Here is a 26493-nt window from a genome sequence, read left to right on the forward strand (position 1 = left end):
AGGTCCCTGAATGAGTGAACCCTCGCCGCCTTCCAACGCCGCCGCGGACCCGTGGAGTCCGCGCCTGGCCCTGCTGGTCGCCGCGACGTTTTTTATGGAGTTCCTGGACGGCACCGTCCTGACCACCGCCATCCCCAGCATCGCAGCGGACTTCTCGGTGCCCTCTGCGGACGTCAGCATCACCATGACCGCGTACCTGATGACGGTGGCGATGGGGATCCCGCTCAGCGGCTGGATGGCCGAGCGCCTCGGGGCGCGGCGGGTGTTCTGCCTGGCCATTGCGGTGTTCACGGTGGCCTCACTGCTGTGCGCGCTCAGCCAGGACCTCACCATGCTGACCCTGACCCGGGTGCTGCAGGGCGCAGGCGGCGCCATGATGGTCCCGGTGGGCACCCTTGTGGTGCTCCGCGGGACGGCGAAGAAGGATCTGCTCCGGGCCACGGCCTATCTGGTATGGCCCGGACTGCTGGCACCGGTCCTCGCCCCGCTGGTGGGAGGCGCGCTCACAACCTTCCTGTCCTGGCACTGGATCTTCCTGATCAACCTCCCGCTGGGACTCGCTGCGTTCGTCGCGGCGCTGCGGCTGGTCCCCGGCACCGCGGGCGACGCCAAACGGCGCCTGGACTGGCTGGGCCTGGCCCTCACCACCCTGGGGGTCGGGGCCGTGATGGTAGGGCTGGAGCTGGCCGGCGGCCGCGAGGCCGGCATGTTGGCGGCCATCGGCATCACCGCGGGCCTGATGTTCCTCAGCACTGCAGCCTGGTGGATGCGGCGGGCCCGGCCACCATTGTTCGACCTGGGCGTCTTTTCCACCCGGACGTTCCGCTCCACGGCGACCGGCGGATTCATCTACCGCCTGACCATCAGTGCGGTGCCGTTCCTGCTTCCCCTGATGTTCCAGAACGGTTTCGGCTGGGATCCGCTGCGCGCCGGGGTGCTCGTCGCAGCGGTCTTCATTGGCAATATCGGGATCAAGCCGGCCACCACCCCGCTCATCCGGCGCTTCGGTTTCAAACCGGTCCTCGTGTTCGCCTCGCTGGCATCGGCGGTCACCTTTGCGCTGTGCGCCATGCTCGACGCCGGCACTCCGGAACCGCTGATCTTCGCACTGCTCGTGGCCAGCGGCGCCTTCCGGTCCATCGGGTTCTCGGCCTACGCCTCGGTGCAGTACGCCGACGTCGTGCCCGCCCAGCTGCCGTCCGCCAACGCCGTTTCCGCGACCCTTGTGCAGCTCGCGACGGCGGCCGGGATCGCGATCGGGGCGCTGCTGATCCGGGTTTTCGAGGCCAGAGCCCTGCTGGACGGTGTCGGTGCCAATGCCTCTGCCGCCGCCGGGGATCCGGTGGCACCCTACCGGGCGGCGTTCCTGGCCATTGCGGTGATCATGCTCCTGAGCACCCTGGACAGCCTGACGCTGCCCCGGCACTCCGGAGCCGAGGTCAGCCGGCCTGGCCCAGCACCAGAGGGAGCACCGCGCCGGCGCCCGCGAGCCTGAGGGCGCGGCCGGCGACGGTCACGGTCCAGCGGCTGTCGACCAGATCGTCAATCAGCATCACACTCTGGCCCTGGATCCCGGCCAGGGCTGCCTCCAGCTCCGGCCCCACCACCAGCCGGTCCCAGACGCCGGCAAGCCGGTAGGCGCTGTTGCCGCCGCGCCCGCCGGTCGGTCCGCCGTGTTCGAGCTGCAACTGCCCCAGATAGGGGATCCGGCCGATTTCCGAGATGCCGCGGGCCAGCGAGTCCACCAGGGCGGGCTTGCCACGGGACGGGACGCTGATGATCGCGGCGGGCCGGCCTGCCCCGCTCCAGCCGGGAGTTCGGGAATCGCCGGTACCCCATTCGCGCAGCACCTGGACGCACGCCTGCAGCATGCCGGGGTCCACGGTGCGGTCAGGGGCTCCGGCGGCGAAGGCTTCGCGCAGGGCGCCGCCCCAGCCCAGGTCGGTGAGCCGCGCCAGCGCGCGGCCGCCGGCAACGCTTTCTTCAGGCTTGATCTTGCCCTTCACTGGTACACCCAGCCGGTCCATGCCGCTGGGCCACTGCAGCCGCGGTTCCAGCGGCACCCCTGCGCGGCTGAGTGTCTGGCCGGCGGCTTCGGTGGCCGAGGCGGCAATGTCTGCCGGGAACCACTGGCCGGCGCAGTTGTCGCAGCGGCCGCAGGCACGGGCGGTCTCGTCGTCGAGGACGGAGGTGATGTATTCCATCCGGCAGCCCGCCGTGTCCTGGTAGATCACCATGGAGTCCTGTTCATCCACCCGGGCCTCCGCGATCCGGCTGTACCGCTCGGCGTCGTAGGTCCACGGCTGGCCGGTGGAACGCCAGCCTCCGCCCACACGCTCGACGGCGCCGTCGACCGCCAGCACCTTCAGGAGCAGCTCCAGCGGCGTCCGCCGCAAGTCCACGCGCGCCTCCAAAGCGACCGTGGACACGGCCGTTCCCGCGTCGGCGAGGGCGGTCAGCACGGCACCGGCCTTTTCCTCCGAGGGCATGGACGCGGTGGCAAAGTACTGCCAGATGTCGCGGTCCTCGGACCCGGGCAGCAGGAGCACGTCGGCGTTGGCGGCGCCACGGCCGGCACGGCCGACCTGTTGGTAGTAGGCCACCGGGGATGACGGCGCCCCGAGGTGCACCACGAACCCGAGGTCCGGCTTGTCGAAGCCCATGCCGAGGGCGGATGTGGCGACGAGGGCCTTGACCTGGTTGTCCTTGAGAAGCTGTTCCGCCCGTTCCCGGTCCGCGGGGTCGGTGCGTCCGGTGTAGGCAAGCACCTCGTGGCCAGCCTCGGCCAGGAGCCGTGCGGTGTCCTCGGCCGCGGAGACCGTAAGGGTGTAAATGATTCCGCTGCCGGGCAGATCTTTCAGGTGCGTGAGCAGCCAGCCGAGCCGGTCGCGGGAGTCCGGCAGGCTCAGCACGCCCAGCCGGAGGGACTCACGGCCCAGGGCGCCGCGGATGGTCAGCACTCCGGCGCCGAGCTGCTCCTCGATGTCGTGGACCACCCGGGAGTTGGCGGTGGCTGTGGTGGCCAGGACCGGGACGGAGTCCGGCATCTGGGTGATGAGGTCCGCGATGCGCCGGTAGTCGGGGCGGAAATCGTGGCCCCAGTCGGAGATACAGTGGGCCTCATCGATGACCAGCAGCCCGGTGCGGCGGATCAGCTCGGGCAGCTGGTTCTCGCGGAAGGAGGGGTTGGTGAGCCGCTCCGGCGAGACCAGCAGGACATCGACCTCGTCTGCTGCGAGCTGTTCGCGGACGGTGTCCCAGTCCAGCTGGTTGGCGGAGTTGATGGCCACCGCCCGGACCCCGGCCCGCGCCGCGGCGGCCACCTGGTCACGCATGAGGGCCAGCAGCGGGGACACGATCAGGGTGGGCCCGGCACCGCGCCGCCGCAGGAGCAGGGACGAGACAAAGTACACGGCCGACTTTCCCCAGCCGGTGCGCTGCACCACGAGGGCCCGCCGGCCGCCGTCGACCAGCGCCTCAATCGCCTCAAACTGGCCGTCGTGGAACTCCGCGGCCGGATGCCCCACCAGCTCGCGCAGGACTTCCTGGGCCTGCTCCCGGGTCCCCGGCACGCCGTCGGATGCGGCGGGGGAAGCGGACAGGACTGCAGCGTTCTGGTTATTGGCCATTGCTTCAGTATCCCAGCCCCCTCCGACAGCCACGAAGCGAAGGGCACCGCTATGTGGACCATCACAGCGGATCCGGCGGCGGTCCGGCGGCAGGAGCGCACCGTCAGCGCTCCTCGACAGCCAGATTCGGCTTCCCCGTAAGATAGACGGGTGACTATCGACCAGACCAGGACTTTTGACCTCTCCGCCTCCTTCAAGGCCTACGACGTGCGCGGCATTGTGGGCGAATCCATCACCGCGGAAATCGTCGAAGCGGTGGGCGCGGCATTCGTCGACGTCCTGCAGCTGGAGGGCAAAACGGTGCTGGTCGGCGGCGACATGCGCCCGTCCTCCCCCGAGTTCAGCAAGGCCTTCGCCAACGGTGCCGCCGGGCGTGGAGCCAACGTCCAGCTGCTCGACCTCATCTCCACCGACGAGCTCTACTACGCCTGCGGGTCGCTGAATGCAGCCGGAGCCACCTTCACCGCGAGCCACAACCCCGCCGAGTACAACGGCATCAAGATGGCCAAGGCCGGCGCCGAGCCGATCTCCTCCGAATCCGGGCTCAAGGAAATCCAGGCCCGCGCCGAGGAATACCTCAATGCCGGGTCCATCCCCGCTGCCCCCACCCGCGGCCTCATCGGCGTCCACGACGTCCTGAAGGGCTACTCCGAATACCTCCGCAGCCTCGTGGATCTCCGCGGCACCCGCCCGCTCAAGGTAGTAGTGGACGCCGGCAACGGCATGGCCGGCCTCACCACTCCGGCAGTCCTGGGTGATGCCCTGCTGCCCAAGCTTCCCCTTGAGATCATTCCGCTGTACTTCGAGCTCGACGGGTCCTTCCCGAACCACCCCGCCAACCCGCTGGAGCCGGAAAACCTGCGCGACCTGCAGGCCGCCGTCGTCGAGCACGGTGCAGATATCGGGCTGGCGTTTGACGGCGATGCCGACCGCTGCTTCGTCATCGACGAGAAGGGCGAACCCGTCTCCCCGTCCGCGATCACAGGCATGGTGGCCCGCCGCGAGATTGCCCGTGCCCAGGGCCTTGGCGAGGCGACCCCCACCGTCATCCACAACCTGCTGACCTCCCGCGCTGTCCCCGAACTGGTGGAAAGCCACGGCGGCCGGGCCGTGCGCACCCGTGTGGGCCACTCGTTCATCAAGGCGGTGATGGCCGCCGAGGGCGCTATCTTCGGCGGCGAGCACTCCGCGCACTTCTACTTCCGCGATTTCTGGAATGCTGACACGGGTATGCTCGCCGCGATGCACGTCCTGGCCGCCCTGGGCGAGCAGGACGGTCCGATGTCCGAGCTGGGCCGCGAATACGAGCCGTACCTGTCCTCGGGTGAAATCAACTCCGAAATCGAGGACAAGGCGGCCGCCGTGGAGCGCGTCCGGCACGACTTCCACACGGAGGACGTCGAGGTGGACTACCTCGACGGCAGCACTTTCATCGCCACCGACGGCAGCTACTGGTTCAACCTGCGCCCCTCCAACACCGAGCCGTTCCTCCGCCTGAACGTCGAGGCCACGGACCTGCCCACGATGGAGCGCGTCCGCGACCGCGTCCTGGCACTGGTCCGGGGCTAGGCCCGTGTCGGAACTGCCGGCGGAGGCCGCAACCGAGAACCCTGCTAAGGCTGCTGAGACTGCAGAGTCTACTGAGACTGCTGGGTCTTGGCGCAGCAGCGTCCCGGAGGCCAGCGCTACTGACCTAGAGAATCTGCTCGGCACCGGTGTCGGTGCCGCCCAGGAGCAGCTGGAGCGCAACGGCGGGTTCCTGCCGTTCGCCCTCGTCGTCGAGAATGACGGCGAGGTCCGGCTGGTGGCCGTCACCCCCGCCGACGCGGCCGAGGGCGCTGATGCGGACTTTGACGCGGATTCTATGATCAGCGACCTCACGGAACTGCTGCGCCAGCACCGGGACGAGTTCCGCGCCGCCGCCATCGTGTGTGACATCACCCTCTTGGAGGAAGCCTCCGACGCCATCCACGTGGCCGCCGAACACCGGGACGGCTCCCTGTTTGCCGCTGTCCTGCCGTACGCAGCGAACCCCGCGACCCGCGAGCTGGAATTCGGGGAGCTCTCCGCGGATACCAACGAGCCCGGCGTTTGGGTGGACTAGACCGGCCGTAAACTGGTGCCATGAAGATCAATGCCTTCGCGGACGTGAGCCTGCGCGCCATGATGGTGCTCGCAGCCGCGCCCGACGGCAGCCTCCTCACCACCCAGAGCATCGCCGACGCCGTGGCGACGCCGTACAACCACGTCAGTAAGGCGATGGCGAAGCTGCGTGAGCTGGGCATGATCGACGTCGAGCGCGGCCGGCACGGCGGCTCCCGGCTCAGCAGCGCCGGGCGGGTCGCCACCGTCGGGCAGCTCCTGCGCCAGCTGGACACCCGCACGGACCCCGCCGACTGCGTCGGCGCCGGCGGGACCTGTCCGCTCATCACCGAATGCCGCCTCCGCGGAGCCCTTGCCCGCGCCCGCGAGGCCTTCTACAGCGAACTGGACAATATCGTCGTCGCGTCCCTGCCGACCGCCCGGCAAATGGCGCCGGTTTTCGAGGCGATCGGCCTGCGCCCCGGACTCTGATCCGGAACCCTGCCGGGCCCAGGCCCGGCCGGGCGACCCGCAAAATCACCACCCGCCACGCCCGGGAAACACCTCGATTTGAAGATGTTTTCTACGCCATGTAGAACTGAGGTATAAATACTTGTATTTGAAATGCATGTATTTTCGTCGGCCCGGGTGCAGACCCCGGGCCACTATCTCAGGAGTCACTATGCTCTCGGACAAGTCCTTCCCCGTCATCGAGGCCACCCTCCCGCTGGTCGGATCCCGGATCGGTGAGATCACCCCCAAGTTCTACGCCCGCCTCTTCGCCGCGCACCCGGAACTTCTGGACGGGCTCTTCAGCCGCTCCAACCAGCGCAACGGCAACCAGCAGCAGGCACTGGCCGGAAGCATCGCCGCTTTCGCCACCCACCTGGTGAACAACCCCGGCACACTGCCGGAGACGGTGCTCGCCCGCATCGCCCACCGCCACGCCTCCCTTGGCATCACCGAACCGCAGTACCAGGTGGTCTATGAGCACCTGTTCGCCGCCATCGCGGAGGATCTGGCCGAGGTCATCACCCCGGAAATCGCCGAGGCCTGGACCGAGGTCTACTGGCTGATGGCCGACGCACTGATCAAGCTCGAAAAGGGCCTCTACGCCGCCCAGGCCAACAGCACGATGTGGAGCCCGTGGCGGGTCGCCGCCAAGACGGCCGCCGGCACCGGTTCCGTGACCTTCACCCTGGAACCGGCCGACGACACCCCCATCACCCCCGCTCTCCCGGGCCAGTACGTCAGTGTGAAGGTCACCCTTCCGGACGGACTGCGCCAGGTCCGCCAGTACTCGCTGTCCGGCGAGGCCGGCACCAGCCGCACCTTCACCACCAAGAAGGACGACGGCGGCGAAGTCTCCCCCGTCCTGCACAACAACGTCCAGGTGGGCGACATCCTTGAGATCTCCAACCCCTACGGCGAGATCACCCTCAAGGACGGCGAAGGCCCCGTTGTCCTGGCCTCCGCCGGCATCGGCTGCACGCCGACCGCGTCCATCCTGCGCTCCCTCGCGGACTCCGGCTCGGACCGCCAGGTCCTGGTCCTGCACGCTGAGAGCGATCTGGAGTCCTGGGCGCTGCGCTCCCAGATGACCGACGACGTCGAGCGCCTCGACGGCGCCGACCTCCAGCTCTGGCTCGAGCGGCCGGTCGAGGGAACCAAGGAGGGCTTTATGACCCTGCGCGAAGTGGACCTGCCGGCCAACGCCTCGCTGTACCTCTGCGGCCCGCTGCCCTTTATGAAGAGCATCCGCAACGAGGCCATCAACGCCGGCATCCCGGCCACCAAGATCCACTACGAGGTCTTCGGCCCGGACATCTGGCTCGCCAGCTAAGGTCCCGGCGCGGCCGGTGGGCAGATCAGGAAGCACAAGGCACGACGGCGGCCCCGCACCTTTCGCAAGGCGCGGGGCCGCCGTCGTGGTTAATCCGGCAAAGCGGCCCGGCACGGCTCAACTCGCGGGAGGCGCCCCGGTGATCGCGTGGCCGAAGCGCAGTAGGTTGTCCGGGTCGTAGCTGGTCTTCGCGGCCCTCATCCGCTCGTAGACGGCGGGCGACCACGCCCTCGCCCGGTCAGCCTCATCGCCAGGCTCGCCATGGAAGTTGACCAGCGTGTAACCCGTCGAGTGGGGAGCCATCTCAGCCAGGACGCCGCGGATGGATGCGGCGACTTCCTCGGCAACCGGTGGCATCTTGAACCCGAGCAGGAAGAGCATGAACGCCGAGTCCCGCCCGGACACGGCGTTCGGCAGCACCCCGGCGCGGGCCAATGCTCCACCCAGCGGCCGGATTTCTACGAGCAGCAGAGGACAGTCGGAGCCTTCGCCGGTGAGCTGCAGCAGGTCCGCGAGAGTCTCCTCGCCGAGATCCTGTAGGAGCGCCCCACCGGCCATGAAAGGCAGCGGATCCGCCGGATCCATGTGGATCTGGTCAACGTCGAGATAGTTCATGGGCCCGGCCGTATCCATCAAGGGGGTCGAGACGGCGCGCATCGGGGCCAGCAGCGCGTCGCCGGCATCCCGGTTCCCCATCAGGGCGAAGCGGAGGTGCACCACAAACTGGCCCCGCAGCGGCGCGGGGACGAACTCCATCTCCGGAAGCCGCAGCAGCGAGATCGAGGGTGAGGCGTGATCCGGCAGCGTGGGCAGCCACTCCCGGAAGGCAGCCAGGATGAGTGCCGCATCGGCGCCCGGATAGATGATGCCGCCGCCGTAGAACTCACCCAGCGGAAAGAGGCTGAACTCGAGTTCGGTGACGATCCCGAAGTTGCCCTTGCCACCGAGCATCAACGCGAACAGCTCGGCCTCGGCCTCGGCGTCGATCCGGCGCAGCGCGCCATCGGCGGTCACGACCTCCATGCTGCGGACATGGTCCGCCGCAAAGCCGTGGGCGCGCCCCAGCACCGGAAGCCCGCCGCCAACCGTGTAGCCGACGACGCCGACGTCGGTACTTGAACCGTGCAGTCCGACCAGCCCGAGCGGCACGCTGGCTTCCAGGACGCTGCGCCACTTCACGCCGGCCCCGACGCGTGCGGTGCGTTCAACCGGATCGATCTGCAGCGCCTGCAGGCGCCGCGTGTTGATGAGCAGGCCGCCGGTCACCACCGAGTCGGCGCCGTGCCCGGTGGACTGGACCGCCACCGGGAGCCTGCGTTCTGCCGCCCATTTCACCCCGGCAGCGACATCCTGTGCGTTCTGGGCCCCGAGGACGACGTCGGGCCGGTGGACTGTTGCGGCGTTGAACGCGAACGTCTCGGCAGCGAATTCGGGGCTGTCCGGCAACGCGACAGTGCCACTGACGGCAGTGGACAGGGCCTGGATGTCGTCGGTGACAAGCATGATGCGCTCCTGAGGTCTCGCGGTTTGCGAGCAGGTCGGGGGCGCGGCGGCGCACGTGTGGCTGGTCCCCAGCACCCGCTCCAGTCCGCGGACGGCCCGGCTGATGAATGCGCTTGAGCCTAGGGCGCCGACTTTGGGGTCGTCTAGGGACCTAAGTCCCCTGCGGCCGGCTCGCCAGGAAAAGTCTCGTCGGTTGCACGACGGCGGCCCCGCACCTTTCGCAAGGTGCGGGGCCGCCGTCGTGCTGTCAGCTGGCTGCTACTGGGCTGCCAGGCGTTCCTTCAGGCCGTCGAGCTCGGAGCGCAGGGCCGCCGGGAGCGAGTCGCCGAACTGGGCGTACCACTCCTCGATCGAGGCCAGCTCGGCCGCCCATTCCTCGGCGTCCACGCGGACGGCATCCTCCACGTGGGAGTGCGTCAGGTCCAGGCCGGTGAGGTCCAGCGAACCGGGCGCCGGCACGTAGCCGATGGGGGTCTCGACGGCGTCCGCCTTGCCCTCGATGCGCTCGATGGCCCACTTGAGGACGCGTGCGTTGTCACCGAATCCGGGCCACGCGAAGCCGCCGTCGGCGGTGCGGCGGAACCAGTTGACCAGGAAGATCTTGGGCAGGCGTTCCTGGTTGGCCTTGGCGGAGAGGTTGACCCAGTGGTTCAGGTAGTCGCCCGCGTCGTAGCCGATGAACGGCAGCATTGCCATCGGGTCGCGCCGCAGCACGCCCACCTGGCCGGCTGCAGCCGCTGTGGTCTCCGAGGACAGCGTGGAGCCCATGAACACGCCGTTGGACCACGTGCGGGACTGGGTCACCAGCGGGATGGTGGTCTTCCGGCGGCCGCCGAACAGGATCGCGGAGAGCTCAACGCCGTCCGGGCTGAAGTACTCCTCGGCCAGCATGTCGATCTGGGAGATCGGTGTGCAGAACCGGGAGTTCGGGTGGGCAGCAGGCTGGTCCGAGTCGGGCGTCCAGGAGTTGCCCTGCCAGTCGGTCAGGTGCGCGGGAGTCTCTTCGGTCATGCCCTCCCACCACACACCGCCGTCGTCCGTGAGGGCCACGTTGGTGAAGATGCTGTGGCCCTTGGCAATGGCGCGCATGGCGTTGGGGTTGGTGCCCCAGCCGGTGCCCGGGGCGACACCGAACAGGCCGGCCTCCGGGTTGGTGGCACGCAGCTCGCCTTCCTTGCCGATCCGCATCCAGGTGATGTCGTCACCGAGGGTTTCGACCTTCCAGCCCTCGATGGTCGGATCCAGCAGGGCGAGGTTGGTCTTGCCGCAGGCGGAGGGGAAGGCCGCGGAGACGTAGTAGTTCTTCTTCTCCGGCGAGGTCAGCTTGAGGATGAGCATGTGCTCGGCAAGCCAGCCTTCGTCGCGGGCCATGACGGAGGCGATGCGCAGGGCATAGCACTTCTTGCCCAGGAGGGCGTTGCCGCCGTAGCCGGAACCGAAGGACCAGATGGAGCGCTCTTCGGGGAAGTGCACGATCCACTTGTCCGGGTTGCAGGGCCAGGCGACGTCGGCCTGGCCGGGGGCCAGCGGTGCGCCGAGGGAGTGCAGGGCGGGGACGAAGAAAGCGTTCGTGGCGGTGATCTTGTCCAGGACTTCGGTGCCGATCGTTGCCATGATGCGCATGGAGGCGACCACGTAGGCGCTGTCCGTGATCTCCACGCCGAACTTGGGATCCTCGGCGTCGAGGTGGCCCATGACGAACGGGATGACGTACATGGTGCGGCCGCGCATGGAGCCGCTGAACAGTCCGCGCAGCTTCTCCTTCATCTCCGCCGGGGCCATCCAGTTGTTGGTGAAGCCTGCATCGCGTTCGTTTTCGGAGCAGATGTAGGTCTGCTCCTCGACGCGGGCCACATCGGCGGGGTCGGAGAATGCCGCGAAAGATTTGGGGAACAGCTTCTCGTTCAGGCGGGTCAGCGTGCCCGCGGCGACGAGCTCGTCCGTGAGCCGGGTGTTCTCGTCCTCGGAGCCGTCTACCCAGTGGATCCGGTCCGGCTGGGTCAGTTCGGCTACCTCTTCAACCCATGCCAGCAGGCCGGCATGTGTGGTGGGTGCCTTTTCAAGCAACGGCAGTCGCGCCAGATCTCCCATTACGGTTCCCTTCCTCGGGTTCAGTGGTGTTTCCTAAATGTAGGGCTAGATCACCCCCCGAAATCGGGGCGAGATGTCAGACGTCCGGGCGCCGGGAAATCGAAAACCGCGGAAATCCAAGGAACACCCGCCACGAAAAGGCGACAATTTGTGACTAAGGTCACGTAGACCGGTCTAGTAGTCCAGATTACACCCGTTTCGATTTGTATCTGCGGCCCCACCTCGCGTAAAGTAATTCGAGGTTCGGGGAGCGAGAAGTTCCAAGAACTGAGAATGCGCCCATAGCTCAGCTGGATAGAGCGTCTGTCTACGGAACAGAAGGTCAGGGGTTCGAATCCCTTTGGGCGCACAGAGAAAAGATCCGCACCGGTCCGCCGGTGCGGATCTTTTGTTTTCCGGCTCGATCCGGAAAACCGCGGCGGCTTCGGACAAGCGCGTGCCGGATCCAGGCCGCGTCGGTCGCAAACCGTAGCGAAACCCGGGCAGCGGCTCGGCGCCTACTCCCCCGCGGCAGCCGCGATCCGGCCGCGGATGCCGTCAAAGTGGCTACTGAGCCGCTGGGCCGCGAGGACCTTGTCTCCGGCCGCGACGGCCTCATAGATTCCCCGGTGGAGGGCTGCCGCCGGGAGACCGGGCCCTTCGTCTCCGGCCAGCTCCATCTGAAGCCGCCGGTAGACGCCCCGGAAGACGCCCAGCAGGCTGACGAGCAGATCGTTGTTGAGCGGCTCGAACAGCCTGCGGTGAAACTCGGCGTCAGCCTCGAGGAAGCTCTCCCCCGAACCAGCCAATGCTTCCATCCGGAGCACGGATTCCTCGACGGCCAGCAAGCCCTCCGGGGTCATCAGGTCCATGGCGCCTGCAATCAGCCCGGACTCCAGCGCCTGCCGCACCTCCACGAGCTGCAAGGCTTCCTGTCCGTGATGCCGCAGCGATAGCCGGCCACGGAAGGTAAGCCCGTCCGCCAGGGCATCAAAATTGCTGGGTGCCACGAACATGCCGAAGCCATGACGGATCTCAATCACGCCCAGGGCCTGGAGGACCTTCAAGGATTCCCTCAGGGTGTTCCGGCCGACGCCCAGCTCAGCGGATAGTTCGTGCTCAGTCGGCAGCGCGTCCCCGGCTTCCAGCCCGCGCTCCAGGATGAGTTCCATGATGTCGGCCTGCAGGGCCTTCAGCCGGGCCTGCGCGCTGAACCTCGCCGGTGGCAGGGATCTGCCGACAGCCGCGCCCGCGCTGCCGGCGGCAGGTCCGCCTGCGGGCAAAATCCCTGGCGCCATCGCCTTCCCCTCCCCCAAAAGATGATCCCAACAGTAGCGGTGGTCCCACGTCCTGCAAAGGGTCGGCGCGGACGTTCACGGTCACGGCTCCGGGCGTAGGCTTTTGCCATGACGGAACAGTTTGAGCGGGAATTCGATGTCATTGTGATCGGCGCCGGCGCCGTGGGCGAGAACGTGGCGGACCGCGCAGTGCGGGGCGGACTCACCGCAGTGCTCATCGAAGCGGAACTGGTGGGCGGCGAATGCTCCTACTGGGCCTGTATGCCGTCGAAGGCGCTGCTGCGTCCCGGCACCGCACTCCACGGCGCCCAGACTGTCCCCGGCGCCGAAGAAGCTGTCACCCGCACCCTGGATGCGGCCGCCGTCCTGAAGCGCCGCGACTACTTCACGTCCAACTGGCAGGACGATAGCCAGGTCACGTGGGTCGAAGAAGCCGGGATTGAGCTGATCCGCGGCCACGGCTGGATTACGGACCGCCGAATGGTTGAAGTCGCGGGACTGGATGGCAACAGCTACGTCCTCACGGCACGGCACGCCGTGGTGGTGGCCACCGGGTCCGCGCCCACAGTGCCGCCGGTCGAGGGTCTGTCCGACGTGGACTACTGGACCACGAGGGAGGCGACGTCCGTCCGCGATATCCCGGGCCGGCTGGCAGTCCTGGGCGGCGGCGTGGCCGGTACCGAACTCGCCCAGGCGTTCGCCCGGCTCGGCGCATCGGTGACGCTGGTGGCCCGCGGCCGCCTGCTGGGAGCTTTCCCGGAGGAAGCCGCCGCGCTGGTAGCGTCCGGGCTGCGTGCGGACGGCGTGGATCTGCACCTCCAGACCGGCACTAACAGCGTCCGCGAGAATGACGATAACTCCCTCACCCTCGAGCTGGAGGGCGGCGCCACAGTGACGGCGGACAGAGTCCTGGTCGCCACCGGCCGGCACCCCGCCCTCGAGGGCCTGGGCCTGGAGAGCATTGGCCTCGCCGCCGCGGAGGGGAAAGAACTCCGGCTCAGCACCGATCCCACCGGCCTCGTCGCGGGCGCCGCCGGGAACGACGTCGACCCGTGGCTGTACGCCGCGGGCGACGCCGCCGGGACGGCCATGCTGACCCATCAGGGGAAGTACGGGGCGCGCGCCACAGGTGACGCCATCGCCGCCCGGGCCAAGGGCGACCTCAGGGGCGAGGCCGCCCGGTGGAGCCGTTACGCCCGGACCGCCGACGACCACGCGGTGCCCAACGTTGTGTTCACCGATCCGGAACTGGCCAATGTGGGCCGGACGGTGCGGCAGGCGGAGCGGGACGGCGTCCGGGCGTCCTCCGTCGAACTGCCCATCCAGGTGGCCGGGTCCTCATTACACGCCGAACGGTACGAGGGCTGGGCCCAGCTGGTGGTCGACGAGGACCGCAGGGTGCTGTTGGGCGCCACATTCGCCGGCCCCGACGTTGCTGAGTTGCTGCATGCCGCCACCATCGCCGTCGTCGGCGAAGTGCCGCTGGACCGGCTGTGGCATGCCGTGCCCGCCTACCCCACCATCAGCGAAGTCTGGCTGAAGCTGCTCGAGGAGTACGGGCTCTGAGCAGGCCAACGGACCGGGCCGCGGTCTGCTTGATCACACTATTTGAACTGACCGGTCAGTTTAGTTAGCCTTGTTGTAGACATTCATCTGCGAAAGGCTCCCCTTGCTCCTCGTCCAACAGCTCTCCGTGAACGGAAGACGGGACAAGCTGCTGCCCGCCACGTCCCTTCAGGTCCGGCGCGGGGATCTCCTGCTGGTCTCCGGCACCCGCCAGGACCAGCGCACGGCCCTGGCCCTGGCCCTCAGCGGACGCCTCAAATCCTCCGCCGGCCACGTTGAGTGGGACGGGAGGCCGGGGATCAAGACCCTGCGGCAGGCGAGCGCCGTGGTGGACTCCCCCGGTGTGAACGAACCCGAGCAGCACCTCAGCGTCCGTGACTTGGTCACCGAGGACCTGTCCCTGATCCCGCGGCGGCACCGCGGACCGCTGGCCAGCAAGCCCTGGCTCAAGGTCAACCGCTTCGAGGACATCGCCGGGCTCTGGACCGAGCAGCTGCCCGCCGACCGACGGATCCAGCTGCTCACGGCACTCGCACTGGCGAACCCGCAGACGGATCTGCTCGTGGTGGATTCCCCGGATCGCCACGGCGATCCCGGTGACTGGCTGCCGCGGCTGGAGGAGTTGGCATACGACGCCGGCCGGCCCCTCGCCGTCGTCGCCACGGTCATGAGCGTCCCGGCGGGCTGGACCGGCCCGGTGGCGGCGATTGGCAATGCAGCCTCCTGTTCCGACGGTGACCTTCCCCCCGAAGATCTTCCCGCCGGACCCCTTGAAGTATCCACGGCTCCTGTTAGTGAGGACGCCAAGTGACTGTGCTGCGGCTGGCCCGCTCCGAACTCAAACGCATGAGCGGCGGCCTGTTGCCCAGGCTCACCATTCTGGCGCTGACCATGGTCCCGCTGCTCTACGGCGCCGTGTACCTCTACGCCAACTGGGATCCCTACGGAAAGCTGAACCAGATCGATGCGGCCCTCGTGGTGGAGGACACCGGCGCCACTTCCGCCGACGGCGCCCGGCTCGAGGCCGGACGGAAGGTCGCCGACAGCCTCGTGGACGGCCACGTCTTCAACTGGCAGACAGTCTCCGACACCGCGGAAGCGGATGAGGGCGTCAGCACGGGCAAGTATGCCTTCGCCTTGAAGATCCCCAAGGATTTCTCGGCAAACCTGGTCTCGCCCGGCAGCTTCGACGCCGCCAACCGGGCCATGCTCAATGTCACCACCAATGACGCGAACAACTATCTGCTGAGCACCATCGTGGACAAGCTCACCACCGCCGTGCACACCACGGTGGCCACCGAGGTCGGCGAGGAAACTGCCAACCAGCTCCTCACCGGTTTCGGGACCATCCACTCCCAGATGCTCAAAGCTTCCGACGGCGCCGGGCAGCTCGCCGACGGGGTGGCCAGTCTCCACGACGGGACGGTCACCCTCCATCAGGGCACCGGCGATCTCAAGAACGGCGCCGCCGATCTCTACACCGGCCAGCTCAAGCTCCGCGACGGCGCGAAGTCCCTCAGCAGCGGGGCCGGGCAGCTCAGCGCGGGTCTGACCCAGCTCGAAGACAAGACGGCCGCGCTGCCCGCCGACACCCGGACGCTGGCGGACGGCGCCGCGAAGGTGGCGGCCGGCAACGCCGCACTCAACACCAAGGTGCAGGGCCTGGCCGGCCAGCTGGCTGCCTCCGATCAGGCGGCCGCCCAGGCACAGCGCAGCCGGGTGGTTGCGTCCAACAGCCGGCTGGTCGCCGCCGGGACCATCACCCCGGCCCAGGCGGACGCGATCCTGGCGGACTTCGACGAAAACGCGGCTCCGCCCGCGTCCGCAGGCCCCGCAGCTGCCCTGAAGTCCGCTGCAGGTCAGATCCAGCAACTTTCGGACGGGTCCGCTGCCGTCAGCGCGGGCGCGGCCCGGCTGGCCGGAGCCACCCCCGCCCTCAGCGGCGCCATCACCCAAGCGTCCACCGGCGCGGACCAGCTGGCTGGCGGAGCCGCCACCCTGGCCGCCGGACAGCAGAGCGCACTCGACGGCGCCGGAAAACTCTCCGACGGCGCGCAAAAACTCGACGAAGGCGCGGCCCGGCTGGAAAACGGTGCGGCCACCGCCTCCGACGGGGCCGCGACGCTCGCAGCTGAACTCGCCAAGGGCGCCGGCCAGGTCCCCAACCCCAATGATGCCCAGAAGGACAGCATTGCCAAGGTGATGGCGGACCCGGTGGCCGTCAGCAACGTCTCGCAGGCCAAAGCCGGCTCCTACGGCGCCGGGCTGGCACCGTTCTTCCTCACCCTGGCCCTATGGATCGGAGTCTTTATGCTGATCCAGGCGATGCGGCCCGTCACCCAGCGCGCGCTGGCGTCGAACGCCCCGGCGTGGAAGATCGCCGTCGGCGGCTGGCTCCCGTTCCTGGCCGTCTCCGCCGTCCAGGCGAGCCTGCTCACGCTCGTGGTGGACGTGGGGCTGGGGCTCAACCCCGCCCACCCCTGGCTGATGTGGTTCCTTATGCTGGCCGCCGCCATGGCGTTCAGTGCGATCATCCAGGGCGTCGTCGCCCTGCTCGGATCCCCCGGCAAGCTCGTGGTGCTCATCCTCCTGGTGCTGCAGCTGGTCTCCTCCGGCGGAACCTTCCCCTGGCAGACAACGCCCCAGCCGCTCCACGTGGTGCACCAGCTCCTGCCGATGGGGTACGTGGTCAACGGCATGCGGCATCTGGTCTACGGCGCGGACCTCACCGTCATCATGCCCACCATGCTGGGGCTGTTTGGCTACACTTTGCTGGGAACGGCACTGTCCACCCTGGCCGTCCGGAAACACAAATACTGGACCCTGAAGACCCTGAAACCGGAGATCGCCGTATGAGCAGCCGCACGGACAGCACGACGGCAGGCGCCGGAGGCGTGAAGACCGGCGTGAAAACTGCCGTGGAAACTGAGGCTGAGTCGCCGGCGGAAACCGCTAAAAAGCGCCGGCCGGCCCGCACCAACGCGACCAAGCAGAAGCTGTTCGAGGCTTCGATGGAGCTCATCGGCGAGCGCGGCGTGGCAGGAGTGACGGTCGATGAGATCGCGGCGGCCGCCGGGGTCTCCAAGGGCACCGTGTACTACAACTTCGGCAGCAAATCGGACCTGATCGCCCAGCTGCTGCGCCACGGAGTGGATATCCTGCTGGGCCGCCTGCTGAGCGTCAGGGACGATTCCGCGGATCCGCTCGCTGCCATGGACGAAATGATCGGCCAGGCCATGGACTTCATGGACGAGTATCCGTCCTTTGCCCGGCTGTGGGTCAGCGAAAACTGGCGGATCCCCAGCGAGTGGCAGGATACCTTCGCCGAACTCCGCGGACGGCTGCTCGCCGTGATCGGCGCGGCGGTCGATGGCGTGGCGGCCGTCTACCCGGTGGATCCGGCGGTGTCCCGGGGCAGCCTGGAAACCGCAATCTTCGGGGCCTGCTTCGTGGTGGGCCTGGACCGGCAGACTTACAACCCGGAGCGGACCCGCGAGCAAAGTGTCACGGCAATTATGGCCTCCATGCGCGGCTACATCGTGAAGTAGCCCCCGCTCGGGGATGATGATTCACATGGGCCACATGGGTAACAGCGGCAAGATTGCCATCGCTGCGTTTCTTGCCGCTCTGGCGCTCCTGGCGCTGACCGGCATTACACTGCACGAAACCGTCTTCCTGTGGTTTCTGGCGGCCGCCGCGGCGGCCTATGTGGCCTGCGTCGCCGAGGTAGTCATCCGCGGGCGGCACCGGACCCTGGCAGCCAGCGGAATCGGAAGCATCCTGTTCATCGGTTTCGGCATTGCGTTCTTGCGGCAGTGGGGCTTGGCCTTCAACCCTGATCCGGACGCGCTGTCCACCCGTGTGGATGCGGAGCACCCGGATCTCTACTTCTACCTGGCCGCCGCCTTCGGCGCAGCCACGCTGCTCCTGCTGGTCGCCGGAACTGTCCTGCCGGGCCGGGGCAGGCGTCCGCGTACCGCCGGCCCAGCGCCGCGACGGCGCCCGACGCCGGCCGCGAAGCGCCCTGCACAGAGACGCCCAGCCCCCAGGAGCGCACCGTCCCGGACCGCCGCGCCGCGCCCGGCCCCGAGGTCCGCGGCGGGCAGGCAGGTCCAACCGGCCAGGCCCCAGCCGGCCAGATCTCAACCGGCCAGGTCCCAGACGGCCGGGTCTCAGTCGGCCCGGGTTCCCGCCCCGCGGGCGGCATCCTCGGGACTCAAGCGGCCAGCGTCCTCCGCCGGAGGGACGTCAACTGCCAAGTCCCCTCCAAAACCTGCAGCGCGTCCCTCGGAACGGACGTCGACCCGCCGCTGATCCAGCGCCCGCCGGTCCCGCCGCCGGCCGGCCATCGCTCGAACATTCCAGGGGCGCAGCACAGCCGTCGCCACCCCGGCGAGCAGCAGGAGCCCGCCGATCACCTCGGCGGGGGTCGGCACCTCGCTCAGGACAAGCCACGCCGTCGTCATCCCGACCACCGGAACCAGCAGCGTGAACGGCACCACGGCTGATGACGGGTAGAGTCCCAGCAGCCGGTTCCAGATTCCGTAGCCCACAAGGGAACCGAAGATGGCCGTGTAGAGGGCGCTCAGCAGAGTGACGGGTTGGACTTCCACCAGGGCCCGCGCCACGGCCGACGGCCCGTCAACCAGCAGGGACAGGCCCAGCAGGGGCAGCGGCACCACGGCCCCCGACCACACCACGAGCCCCAGCCCGGACGCTGCCTTCGCTTTGCGGGCCACGATGTTGCCCGCCGCCCAGGACAACGCCGCGGCGAGCACGATCATCAGCGGCAGCACGGGTGCCACCAGGCTGCGGCCGACGGCCACCACCGCGAGACCGGCCACGCCCAGCACCACGCCGGCGAACTGCCGCCGGCTCGGCCGCTCGCCAAGGAAGCCCGCCGCGAGGAGCACGGTCAGCAGCACCTGCGCCTGCAGGACCAGCGACGCCAGGCCCGCGGGCATGCCCAGGGCCATGGCCAGGTACAGCAGGCCGAACTGTCCGGCGCTCATCAACAGCCCGACGCCGACAATCGCCTTCCAGCCCACGTCGGGCTTGCGGATGAAGAAGATGCAGGGAACGACCACCAGGATGAACCGCATGGCCACGAACAGCAGCGGCGGCATCTCCGCCCCGTCCGGGTGAAGGCCAAGGTCGATCGCGACGAAATTGACGCCCCAGAGCACGGCGACGAGCAGGGCCAGGGCGGAATGGCGAGTGTTCACACTGCCACTATGCCGGTTTTGGACCTGCTCCGCCGACGAACCGGGCCTGCGTGCCGGGGATTAGTCTGCGGATGAGCGGTCAGAGGTTGCGGGGGTGGTCGCCGCGGGGTTCATCGGTGCGGACCTTCTCATCGGGGACCTGGGCATCGGAGGCCGGCTCGGTGTGCGCCGGGCTGCCGGGAACCTTGCCGTCGTCGGGATGGGTGGTCTGCCCGCTGGCTGCAGGGTTCCGGTCGCTGCGGTCGCGGCGGAGCTCCCCGTTGCCTGCGGCGTCCCGGGGCATCTGCTCTCCGTGGGCGGCGCGCTCGGTGGTGACAACATCAGGGTCCAGCTCGTCAGCCTTCCGCAGCTGGTCCTGCACACCGGACCGGACCTGCTCGGCTTCCTGCTGCCGTCCGCGGGCTTCCATCCGCAGCCGCTCGGCATCGACTTCCGCCTGCTTCGCGTCGGCTTCGGCGCGGGCAGCCTGCGCCTCGCGCTCCCTCGCGCCGATCTCCTCGGCCTTGGCCTGTTCACGCATTTCGACTGCTTTGGTGCGGTCCGCTTCCACCTTGCGCTTGCGGCTGACCATGGTCACCGCCGCGATGATCGCGAGCACCACAACGACGCCGATGATGATCCCGATAAGCTGTCCTGAATCCACGATGATTCCGCCTTCTCTCTCGATCGCCATAAGTCCACGAGTAAACAGCATCAGTAAACCGCAGATTCTCCTGCATGACTATGCATCGGGAGATCGCGACGATGCATCGGGAGATCGAGAAGGGCACAACCGGCCGTGCCGGACCGCAGGGGCGCTATTTGCCCCGGGGAACCTTGAAATGCGTGAGCCTGGCGTCCTGGCCGTCCAGTTCCGCCCAGGTCTTTTCCGTCTCCATGACGGTGAGCGCACTCGTGGGGTACCGCGTGGCGGCGTCCATGTAGGCGTCGTGGTCGGAGTCCCGGGAGGCAAGGTGCATGGCGAGGTCCTGCACACCGGGCATGTGCGAGATCACCATGAGGGTGGTCACGGTATCCGGGACGTGGTTGATGACCTTCAGCATCCGGGACGCCGACGCCGCATAGAGCCCCTCCTCGAGCTTCGGCGTCGGCGCTTTGTCGCCGAGTTCGTTGCACACCCAAGTGCACGTCTGCCGTGTGCGCAGGGCGCTGGAGCAGAGGATGAAATCGGGGACCATGCCATGTTTCAGCAGCCATTTTCCGGCCTGCGGGGCGTCGCGGTGGCCGCGCTCTTCGAGCGGCCGGTCGTGGTCCGCAACCCCGCCGGGCCAGTCCGACTTGGCATGGCGCATGATCACCAGCCGTTTGATGTGATGCGCGCTCATGGCTCAATCCTAGTGCGGCGGTTGGTCCCCGGGCGCGCATCCCGCCAGCGGTCGATCAGTCGTCAAGGACGAAGGTCACTTCCAGCACCACGTGCCAGGCAACCACCGCGCCGTCGCTGATTTCAACCTTCTGTTCCTTCACCCACGCCCCCGTGACATTGCGCAGGGTCTTGTTGGCCCTGTCGACGCCCTCCTTAATGGCGGCATCAAACGAGGTCTTGGAATTCGCGCTCAGGGTAGTAATCCGTGCAACAGACATGTCTTCCTCCCAGTAGTCGGCCCAACGATCCGAGACTACGCCGGACCCAAGGAACGCAACAGAGTCAAACCGCCACCCAACAGCCGCGGAGGCCAATACCCGTCAGCCAGCCCACGAAACCCGCCCGCACTCCAACGCGGCGGCGGTGCGTCGCAAAGGGAATCGGATGACTGCGGCAGGCGACGGACGCGCGACAGCGGCGTTTTGCGTAGTGCCGCATCGCCGACCGAGGAACGAGGGAGGTGTCTAAGGCACGGCAAAATGCCGCTGTCGCGCGTCCGGTGAGGCAGGCTCCGAGGGATCGTGCCGCGAAAGCGAAAGCGCCCGCCCCAGTTAAGGAACGGACGCTTTGCGTGGGCTAGAAGCTAGATCGAGTATTCCGGAGCGGCCCAGACGACAACTTCCGGGTGCTCGTAGAAGCGGTAGCCCTGGCCGCGCACGGTGCGCACGGTGTTGGCGAGCCTGCCGAGCTTGGAACGCAGGCGGCGGATGTGGACGTCGATGGTCCGCTCGTTGGGAACCTCTTCGGCGTTCCGCCACAGGCCTTCGAGGAGCTCGTCGCGGCCCACGGTGCGGGTGCCGTTCTCCACCAGGTAGTTGAGGAGCTCAAACTCCTTGAACGTCAGGTTCAGGGATTCGCCGTCGAGCGCCACCTCGCGGCGGGCGAGGTCAATCAGCACACCGGAGGGGCGCGGGTCCTGCGGCTGCTGCAGCCGGGCCGTCTCGGACCGCTGGCGGGCTCCCACGGTGGGGTCACCGAAGGTGGAACGGACGACGTCGAGCGCGGAACCCGGGGCGCTGGCCGGGGCGACGGCGACGGCGGCGTAGCTTTCGGCGCCGGAAACCAGGGTCTGCGCGTAGGCCCGGATCTCCTGGGCCAGCTTGGCAATGGAGGTCCCGGCAGCCTGGGCGGTTTCCTCGTCGATCCCCATGTAGAGCACAAAACCCCGGGCGACATTGTCGGTCGGGACGGGACGGACGGTGGTGCCGTCACCGGGGGCAATCACGGGCGTCGGGGCCGTGGCGGGCGCTGGGGGAACGGCGCGGAGCTGCCCATAGGAGTTGGGGTTGTATCCCTGCGGCGCGTAGCCCGGGGCGGGGTAGCTGTTGCCGGATCCGGCGGGAGCGAGGGACGCCCGGCCGCCAAAGCCCTGGCGGATACCGGAGGCCTGGCCGGCTTTGCTGGCGTTTCGGACGGAGATGTGGACGTATCCGGATGCAACTGACATGGATTGCTTACCTCAATGTGAATGGCCGTCATCGCGGCTCGAATGCTACTTTTCCCCGCAATGAAACTGGGGAGGGACGCCCTACGCTGGGCTGGGGGCGAATGCCTAGAAACCTTTGGGGTGTAAAAGTTAGGCGTGCATTCGACAACAGTGCTTCTCAGTACCGGCGGGTGCGCCGGTCCAAAAAACTGCGGCTGCAGGTGCTGTTGAGTTCTTGTTCACAAATGAAGTGTGCAACGTAACAATGAAAACTTGCAAGTAACAATGGACCCGAAAGTCCACCATATGAGACGAAGCCGGGAATTGTAGCGCAGATCACAATTCTGCCCCGTCGATAAAATAACAATCGTTTTGGTATTAAGGGATCTTTTTGTGGGTCCAGGCCGAAGATTCTTCGGAAGCAATCGCCGTATGCTCGAAATGATTCACTATAAGCCGAAACTGCGAAACGGTTCGCCTGCTTAGTTTCGGCTCCCCGCCGTCCCACAGAGTGGTCACCCCGGATTCCGGAGAATCGGGGCCGGGCCTGCGATTCCGGGGATGTCCAGCTCGCTAGGCTGGGATTCACAGGTGCCGCACAGTATCCCCAAAGCCGCGCCCAACCGGCAGATCGGAGAGTAGTCCCATGGCCACCTCGCACTCCATGACCAACAACCTCCCCCAGCTCTCCCATCCGGATGGCTCCCCCATCCGCGCCCTGGTCGTGGACGATGAACCCAGCCTCTCCGAGCTCATGAGCATGGGCCTGCGCATGGCGGGCTGGTCAGTGGCCGTCGCCGCCGACGGGCCCGAAGCAGTGAAGCTGGCCAAGGAATTCCGCCCCGACGTGCTAGTGCTCGACGTGATGATTCCCGGCTTCGACGGCGTTGAGCTGCTTGGCAGGATCCGCGCGTTCGCGCCGGAGGTGCCGGCCCTGTTCCTGACGGCCAAGGACGACGTCCAGGACCGTATCACCGGGCTGGCCGCGGGCGGGGACGACTACGTGACCAAACCGTTCAGCATGGAGGAAGTGCTGCTGCGGCTGCACCGTCTGGTGCAGCGTTCCGGAGTGGCCGCCATGGATACCGCCGAACTGGTGGTCGGGGACCTCGTCCTGAACATCGACACCAGGGAGGTGCGGCGCGCAGGCGACGAGCTGCACCTCACGGCCACCCAGTTCGAGCTGCTGCGCTACCTCATGGAGAACCCGAAACGCGTGGTGAGCAAAGCCCAAATCCTGGACCGGGTCTGGGACTACGATTTCGGCGGGCAGGCCAACATCGTGGAGCTCTATATCTCCTACCTCCGCAAGAAAGTCGATGCCAGCCACCCGCCCATGATCCACACCGTGCGCGGCGCAGGCTATGTCCTGAAACCGGCGGACTGATCCGTGCCTGAACGCTCCGGCACTGTCCGCCCCACCGGGCTCAACTGGCGTGATCCGTCCACGTGGCACCTGCGCACCCGGCTTGTCCTCGTCGCCATGGCCCTGCTCGTGGCGATCTGCGGAGCGATTGGCATCGTCAGCTACGCCTCGATGGACTTCTTCCTGACCAGGCAGCTCGACAACCAGCTGGCGCAGGCATCCGCCCGTGCCCGCGATTTTGGCCGCGCAGGCGGCCGCGCGGACCCCCTTGAAGCACGTATCGGCACCCTGAACGCCAGGATCGATGACGACTCGGTCCGCAGCGCCGGGTTCCTCGCGGAGGACGGCACCCGCGAGTCGCTCACCGACGACGATGACGAGGTCCTCCTTGAGCTCACCCCGCGGAGCGCGCCGGAGGACCACGTGCTGTCCGCCGGCGCGTACCGGCTGGTCGCCGCGGAGGCTCCCGACGGCGACGTGATCGTGACCGGGCTGCCGCTGTCAGAAAAGCAGAACACGCTGGCCTCCCTCGTCTGGACCACGGTGATCGTGTCCGCCGGCGGCCTCGTGGTAATCGGCCTGGCCGGGACGGCGCTGATCCGCCGGACCATGAAGCCCCTCGATCAGCTCTCCGAGGTTGCCACGCAGGTCTCGCGCCTCCCGCTCGACGCCGGTGAAGTGGGACTGGCCGTCCGTGTGCCGGCCTCAGCCGCCCATCCGGGAACCGAGGTGGGCAGCGTCGGTCACGCCCTGAATCTGATGCTGGACAACGTCTCGAACGCGCTGGAAGCCCGGCAGGAGAGCGAGATGAAGGTCCGCCAGTTCGTGGCGGATGCATCCCACGAGTTGCGCACACCGCTGACCGCCATCCGCGGGTATACCGAGCTGATGCGGATGACCGAACATTTCACGCCCGACGGCGAAAAGTCCCTGGCCCGCGTGCAGAGCCAGTCCGAGCGGATGACCACCCTGGTGGAGGACCTGCTCCTCCTCGCCCGGCTGGATGAGGGCCAGCCGCTCAAAATCAGCGACGTAGACCTCACCCAGCTGGCCGTCGAGACAGTCAGCGACGAGAAAGTGATGGCCCCGGACCGGGTCTGGCAGTTGGAGCTTCCCGAAGAGCCTGTGGTGGTCCGCGGGGACGCGACCCAGCTCCACCAGGTGCTGGCTAATCTCCTCTCCAACGCCCGTAAGCACACGGGCCCGGGCACGACCGTGGCGACCGGCGTGCAGCGCGCGCCCGACGGAAGTGCCGTGGTGACAGTGACGGACAACGGCCCCGGGATCGCCCCCGAATTCGTGGGCCGCGTCTTTGGGCGTTTCACCCGGGCGGACGCCGCCCGCAAGAATCCGGCGGCCGTCACGACGCCGTCACGCACCCGGCAGCCCGTGCCGCACCTGCCGCTCCGCCCGCCGCGGCTGGCGGCCACTTCCTCCGCTGCGGCCGCGACCACCGCTTCCGCCGCGTCTGCGGAGGGAACCAGCGGGCTGGGACTGTCGATTGTGCAGTCGATTATTAACGCCCACGGCGGGACTGTGGGCGTGACATCCGTCCCGGGCCGGACGGAGTTCACGGTGCGGCTCCCCGCGCCCACGGCGCAGGCCTGAGCACGCCACGCGGCGCAAGCCGCCTCACCGCTGTCGTGATTTCCGTTACCCAAATGTGACTTCTCGGCGCAGGTCCTGTACGGTTTTTAGGGTGCGGCCATCACTGGAGCCGCATATCCGGATGCACGCCAAACTCTGCCGCCTCCCGGATACCGCTGGACGAGGCAGAGGCGGGGGACCCAGAGTTCCCGGGCATTTTCTGCATCATGCACCCTTGGGGTGAAGCCGACACGTGAGATTCCGTGCGGCCGGATGTCCTCATCCGAACCCGACAGCTAACTCCGCAGGCGTTGAGAGGCACTCATGACTGACTTCAAGGCACAAACACGCCGTGACGGCGATGCAAGGAACACCCACTCCGAGCCGTCGCGTCACCGCGCCGAACCAGCCAAGCCCGCTTCGGCCCTGTCCCGGTTTGCCCGAAACTTCGGCGTCACCGGCCGCCGGACGGCCGTTGTTGCCGCCGCCTGCGCGGTGCTGGTCGGGGTCGGCGCCGCTGGCCAGGCTGCCGAGACATCCGCCCGCCACGCCACCGCGAGCAGCTCCACGAAGGCACCCACCACGGCAAATCCCCTGACGCCGCTCGATTTTGAACGCGTCCGGGCCGATAACCAGGTGCCCACAACCGGCGCTGTGGCGGCCAAGTCCCCCGCGGCAAAGCCCGCCAAGGCCGCGGCACCCGCTCCGAAGGCCGCGCCGAAGCCTGCGCCAAAGCCTGTGAAGAAGCCCGCACCGAAGCCTGTGAAGAAGCCTGCCCCTGTGGCCGTCAATGATCCGGCCGGCGCGCAGGCCTACGCGGCCAGCAAGCTGGGCTCCTATGGCTGGGCCCCCAGCCAGATGCAGTGCCTGCAGAAGCTCTGGACCAAGGAATCGGACTGGAAGACAACTGCAACCAACCCGACCAGCGGAGCCTACGGTGTGGTCCAGTCCCTGCCGGCCGAAAAGATGGCCAGCGCGGGCGCTGATTACCGGACCAACTACCGGACCCAGATCAATTGGGGCCTGACGTACGTCAAGGACCGCTACGGCTCCCCGTGCGAGGCCCTGAACTTCCACTACGCCCACAACTGGTACTAAGCACCCGCCCCAGCCGGCTTAGCCGTTCGGGCGGTGGGGAATGTACTGCACAGCCCATTTATTGCCGTCGGGATCGGCGAAGTAGACAAAGTGACCCCAGTCCTGGACGTCAACGTCGCTGACATCCACGCCGTTGTCCTTGAGCTGCCGGTGGGCGGCCTGAATGTCGCTGACTACCAGTTGCAGGCTGGGGGCAGTGCCGGGTGGGGCATCCGAGAGGCCCTCACCAATCGCGATCGAACACGCGGAGCCCGGCGGGGTCAGCTGGACGAAACGGATGCCGTCCATGGGACGCTCGTCAAAGTCGGGGTTGAAGCCCACCTTATTGACGTAGAAATCCTTGGCGCGGTCCACATCGGACACAGGGACAAACACAAGTTCGAGTTTCCAGTCCATGGGGCACAGGCTAGTCCCGGACGGCGGTTTCCGGTAGG

22 protein-coding genes, 1 tRNA gene and 1 riboswitch are annotated in these 26493 nt (G+C 67.7%); of the genes, 13 read left to right on the top strand and 10 right to left on the bottom strand.

From position 1 onward, the window contains the following. Nucleotides 1-10 precede the first annotated feature (10 nt). Nucleotides 11-1495, top strand: coding sequence for an MFS transporter (locus ASE96_RS05605; RefSeq protein ID WP_056427286.1), 1485 nt, complete (start codon nucleotides 11-13; stop codon nucleotides 1493-1495). Here ASE96_RS05605 and ASE96_RS05610 read toward each other — a convergent pair. Next, nucleotides 1440-3629 carry a RecQ family ATP-dependent DNA helicase gene (locus tag ASE96_RS05610; RefSeq protein WP_056427288.1) on the bottom strand — a complete coding sequence of 730 codons (2190 nt, stop codon included), beginning with the start codon at nucleotides 3627-3629 and terminating at the stop codon, nucleotides 1440-1442. The genes ASE96_RS05605 and ASE96_RS05610 overlap by 56 nt on opposite strands. Before the next feature lie 150 nt (nucleotides 3630-3779). Here ASE96_RS05610 and ASE96_RS05615 point away from each other — a divergent pair, with 150 nt between their 5' ends. From ASE96_RS05615 to ASE96_RS05630, 4 genes are all read left to right on the top strand, one after another. Beyond that, entirely contained in the window at nucleotides 3780-5198 is a 1419-nt protein-coding gene (locus ASE96_RS05615) for a phosphomannomutase/phosphoglucomutase (RefSeq protein WP_056427291.1), read from the top strand. A gap of 13 nt (nucleotides 5199-5211) precedes the next feature. Beyond that, nucleotides 5212-5733 carry a hypothetical protein gene (locus ASE96_RS05620; RefSeq protein WP_056429179.1) on the top strand — a complete coding sequence of 174 codons (522 nt, stop codon included), beginning with the start codon at nucleotides 5212-5214 and terminating at the stop codon, nucleotides 5731-5733. A gap of 20 nt (nucleotides 5734-5753) precedes the next feature. Further along, complete coding sequence (locus ASE96_RS05625) at nucleotides 5754-6203, top strand: RrF2 family transcriptional regulator (RefSeq protein ID WP_056427294.1); 450 nt, start codon at nucleotides 5754-5756, stop codon at nucleotides 6201-6203. 190 nt (nucleotides 6204-6393) lie between these two features. Beyond that, nucleotides 6394-7554 carry a globin domain-containing protein gene (locus ASE96_RS05630; protein WP_056427296.1) on the top strand — a complete coding sequence of 387 codons (1161 nt, stop codon included), beginning with the start codon at nucleotides 6394-6396 and terminating at the stop codon, nucleotides 7552-7554. Between the two features lie 117 nt (nucleotides 7555-7671). On the opposite strand, the gene ASE96_RS05635 is transcribed toward ASE96_RS05630, so the two are convergent. Beyond that, the gene (locus ASE96_RS05635; protein ID WP_056427299.1) at nucleotides 7672-9057 is read right to left on the bottom strand and encodes an FAD-binding oxidoreductase; all 1386 of its coding nucleotides are present in this window, start codon (nucleotides 9055-9057) and stop codon (nucleotides 7672-7674) included. Between the two features lie 258 nt (nucleotides 9058-9315). After that, the gene (locus tag ASE96_RS05640; protein WP_056427302.1) at nucleotides 9316-11148 is read right to left on the bottom strand and encodes a phosphoenolpyruvate carboxykinase (GTP); all 1833 of its coding nucleotides are present in this window, start codon (nucleotides 11146-11148) and stop codon (nucleotides 9316-9318) included. A gap of 275 nt (nucleotides 11149-11423) precedes the next feature. Between ASE96_RS05640 and ASE96_RS05645 the strand changes: the two genes are divergently transcribed. After that, nucleotides 11424-11497: transfer RNA gene (locus tag ASE96_RS05645), tRNA-Arg, on the top strand. A gap of 148 nt (nucleotides 11498-11645) precedes the next feature. On the opposite strand, the gene ASE96_RS05650 is transcribed toward ASE96_RS05645, so the two are convergent. Further along, on the bottom strand, nucleotides 11646-12425 hold the full coding sequence (locus tag ASE96_RS05650; RefSeq protein ID WP_082492600.1) for a FadR/GntR family transcriptional regulator: 780 nt from the start codon (nucleotides 12423-12425) through the stop codon (nucleotides 11646-11648). A 108-nt stretch (nucleotides 12426-12533) separates the two neighbouring features. On the opposite strand from ASE96_RS05650, the gene ASE96_RS05655 reads away from it, so the two are divergent. The 4 genes from ASE96_RS05655 (at nucleotide 12534) to ASE96_RS05670 (ending at nucleotide 17539) form a co-directional block, all read left to right on the top strand. Beyond that, nucleotides 12534-13991, top strand: a complete 1458-nt coding sequence (locus tag ASE96_RS05655) for a dihydrolipoyl dehydrogenase family protein (RefSeq protein ID WP_056427304.1) — start codon at nucleotides 12534-12536, stop codon at nucleotides 13989-13991. 103 nt (nucleotides 13992-14094) lie between these two features. Next, the gene (locus ASE96_RS05660) at nucleotides 14095-14802 is read left to right on the top strand and encodes a hypothetical protein (protein WP_056427307.1); all 708 of its coding nucleotides are present in this window, start codon (nucleotides 14095-14097) and stop codon (nucleotides 14800-14802) included. After that, on the top strand, nucleotides 14799-16847 hold the full coding sequence (locus ASE96_RS05665) for a YhgE/Pip family protein (protein ID WP_056427310.1): 2049 nt from the start codon (nucleotides 14799-14801) through the stop codon (nucleotides 16845-16847). The genes ASE96_RS05660 and ASE96_RS05665 overlap by 4 nt, the downstream gene beginning before the upstream one ends. Continuing rightward, nucleotides 16844-17539: a TetR/AcrR family transcriptional regulator gene (locus tag ASE96_RS05670; RefSeq protein WP_235500147.1), complete on the top strand. Its 696-nt coding sequence runs from the start codon at nucleotides 16844-16846 to the stop codon at nucleotides 17537-17539. Before ASE96_RS05665 ends, ASE96_RS05670 begins: the two co-directional genes overlap by 4 nt. A gap of 624 nt (nucleotides 17540-18163) precedes the next feature. Here ASE96_RS05670 and ASE96_RS05675 read toward each other — a convergent pair. The 5 genes from ASE96_RS05675 to ASE96_RS05695 all read right to left on the bottom strand — a co-directional run bounded on the left by ASE96_RS05675 (nucleotide 18164) and on the right by ASE96_RS05695 (nucleotide 22029). After that, a complete protein-coding gene (locus tag ASE96_RS05675; RefSeq protein ID WP_056427313.1) occupies nucleotides 18164-19216 on the bottom strand; it encodes an EamA family transporter in 1053 nt (350 codons plus the stop codon). A 79-nt stretch (nucleotides 19217-19295) separates the two neighbouring features. Then, on the bottom strand, nucleotides 19296-19889 hold the full coding sequence (locus ASE96_RS05680) for a DUF6479 family protein (RefSeq protein ID WP_056427314.1): 594 nt from the start codon (nucleotides 19887-19889) through the stop codon (nucleotides 19296-19298). A gap of 124 nt (nucleotides 19890-20013) precedes the next feature. Then, the gene (locus ASE96_RS05685; protein WP_056427316.1) at nucleotides 20014-20541 is read right to left on the bottom strand and encodes a SixA phosphatase family protein; all 528 of its coding nucleotides are present in this window, start codon (nucleotides 20539-20541) and stop codon (nucleotides 20014-20016) included. 55 nt (nucleotides 20542-20596) lie between these two features. Beyond that, on the bottom strand, nucleotides 20597-20800 hold the full coding sequence (locus tag ASE96_RS05690) for a dodecin family protein (protein ID WP_024366200.1): 204 nt from the start codon (nucleotides 20798-20800) through the stop codon (nucleotides 20597-20599). A gap of 365 nt (nucleotides 20801-21165) precedes the next feature. Further along, a complete protein-coding gene (locus ASE96_RS05695; RefSeq protein ID WP_056427319.1) occupies nucleotides 21166-22029 on the bottom strand; it encodes a winged helix-turn-helix domain-containing protein in 864 nt (287 codons plus the stop codon). 625 nt (nucleotides 22030-22654) lie between these two features. On the opposite strand from ASE96_RS05695, the gene ASE96_RS05700 reads away from it, so the two are divergent. The 3 genes from ASE96_RS05700 (at nucleotide 22655) to ASE96_RS05710 (ending at nucleotide 26059) form a co-directional block, all read left to right on the top strand. Beyond that, the gene (locus ASE96_RS05700; RefSeq protein ID WP_056427321.1) at nucleotides 22655-23395 is read left to right on the top strand and encodes a response regulator transcription factor; all 741 of its coding nucleotides are present in this window, start codon (nucleotides 22655-22657) and stop codon (nucleotides 23393-23395) included. Nucleotides 23396-23398: 3 nt separating this feature from the next. Further along, nucleotides 23399-24982: a sensor histidine kinase gene (locus tag ASE96_RS05705; protein WP_056427324.1), complete on the top strand. Its 1584-nt coding sequence runs from the start codon at nucleotides 23399-23401 to the stop codon at nucleotides 24980-24982. A 143-nt stretch (nucleotides 24983-25125) separates the two neighbouring features. Next, nucleotides 25126-25284: riboswitch (cyclic di-AMP (ydaO/yuaA leader) on the top strand. Between the two features lies 1 nt (nucleotide 25285). Next, the gene (locus ASE96_RS05710) at nucleotides 25286-26059 is read left to right on the top strand and encodes a hypothetical protein (RefSeq protein WP_056427326.1); all 774 of its coding nucleotides are present in this window, start codon (nucleotides 25286-25288) and stop codon (nucleotides 26057-26059) included. An 18-nt stretch (nucleotides 26060-26077) separates the two neighbouring features. Here ASE96_RS05710 and ASE96_RS05715 read toward each other — a convergent pair whose 3' ends face one another. Then, nucleotides 26078-26455, bottom strand: coding sequence for a VOC family protein (locus tag ASE96_RS05715; protein WP_056427329.1), 378 nt, complete (start codon nucleotides 26453-26455; stop codon nucleotides 26078-26080). Nucleotides 26456-26493 lie beyond the last annotated feature (38 nt).

The sequence above is a fragment of the Arthrobacter sp. Leaf69 genome (assembly GCF_001422645.1).
Classification (GTDB): Bacteria; Actinomycetota; Actinomycetes; order Actinomycetales; family Micrococcaceae; genus Arthrobacter.

Bases quoted from the DNA above. Each gene is read 5' to 3' on its own strand.
- ASE96_RS05655 (WP_056427304.1), top strand. From the start codon at position 12,534: ATGACGGAACAGTTTGAGCGGGAATTCGATGTCATTGTGATCGGCGCC.
- ASE96_RS05670 (WP_235500147.1), top strand. From the start codon at position 16,844: ATGAGCAGCCGCACGGACAGCACGACGGCAGGCGCCGGAGGCGTGAAG.
- ASE96_RS05625 (WP_056427294.1), top strand. From the start codon at position 5,754: ATGAAGATCAATGCCTTCGCGGACGTGAGCCTGCGCGCCATGATGGTG.
- ASE96_RS05635 (WP_056427299.1), bottom strand. From the start codon at position 9,057: ATGCTTGTCACCGACGACATCCAGGCCCTGTCCACTGCCGTCAGTGGC.
- ASE96_RS05680 (WP_056427314.1), bottom strand. From the start codon at position 19,889: ATGGCGATCGAGAGAGAAGGCGGAATCATCGTGGATTCAGGACAGCTT.
- ASE96_RS05685 (WP_056427316.1), bottom strand. From the start codon at position 20,541: ATGAGCGCGCATCACATCAAACGGCTGGTGATCATGCGCCATGCCAAG.
- ASE96_RS05710 (WP_056427326.1), top strand. From the start codon at position 25,286: ATGACTGACTTCAAGGCACAAACACGCCGTGACGGCGATGCAAGGAAC.
- ASE96_RS05715 (WP_056427329.1), bottom strand. From the start codon at position 26,455: ATGGACTGGAAACTCGAACTTGTGTTTGTCCCTGTGTCCGATGTGGAC.
- ASE96_RS05695 (WP_056427319.1), bottom strand. From the start codon at position 22,029: ATGTCAGTTGCATCCGGATACGTCCACATCTCCGTCCGAAACGCCAGC.
- ASE96_RS05610 (WP_056427288.1), bottom strand. From the start codon at position 3,629: ATGGCCAATAACCAGAACGCTGCAGTCCTGTCCGCTTCCCCCGCCGCA.
- ASE96_RS05700 (WP_056427321.1), top strand. From the start codon at position 22,655: ATGGCCACCTCGCACTCCATGACCAACAACCTCCCCCAGCTCTCCCAT.
- ASE96_RS05605 (WP_056427286.1), top strand. From the start codon at position 11: ATGAGTGAACCCTCGCCGCCTTCCAACGCCGCCGCGGACCCGTGGAGT.
- ASE96_RS05640 (WP_056427302.1), bottom strand. From the start codon at position 11,148: ATGGGAGATCTGGCGCGACTGCCGTTGCTTGAAAAGGCACCCACCACA.
- ASE96_RS05630 (WP_056427296.1), top strand. From the start codon at position 6,394: ATGCTCTCGGACAAGTCCTTCCCCGTCATCGAGGCCACCCTCCCGCTG.
- ASE96_RS05650 (WP_082492600.1), bottom strand. From the start codon at position 12,425: ATGGCGCCAGGGATTTTGCCCGCAGGCGGACCTGCCGCCGGCAGCGCG.
- ASE96_RS05690 (WP_024366200.1), bottom strand. From the start codon at position 20,800: ATGTCTGTTGCACGGATTACTACCCTGAGCGCGAATTCCAAGACCTCG.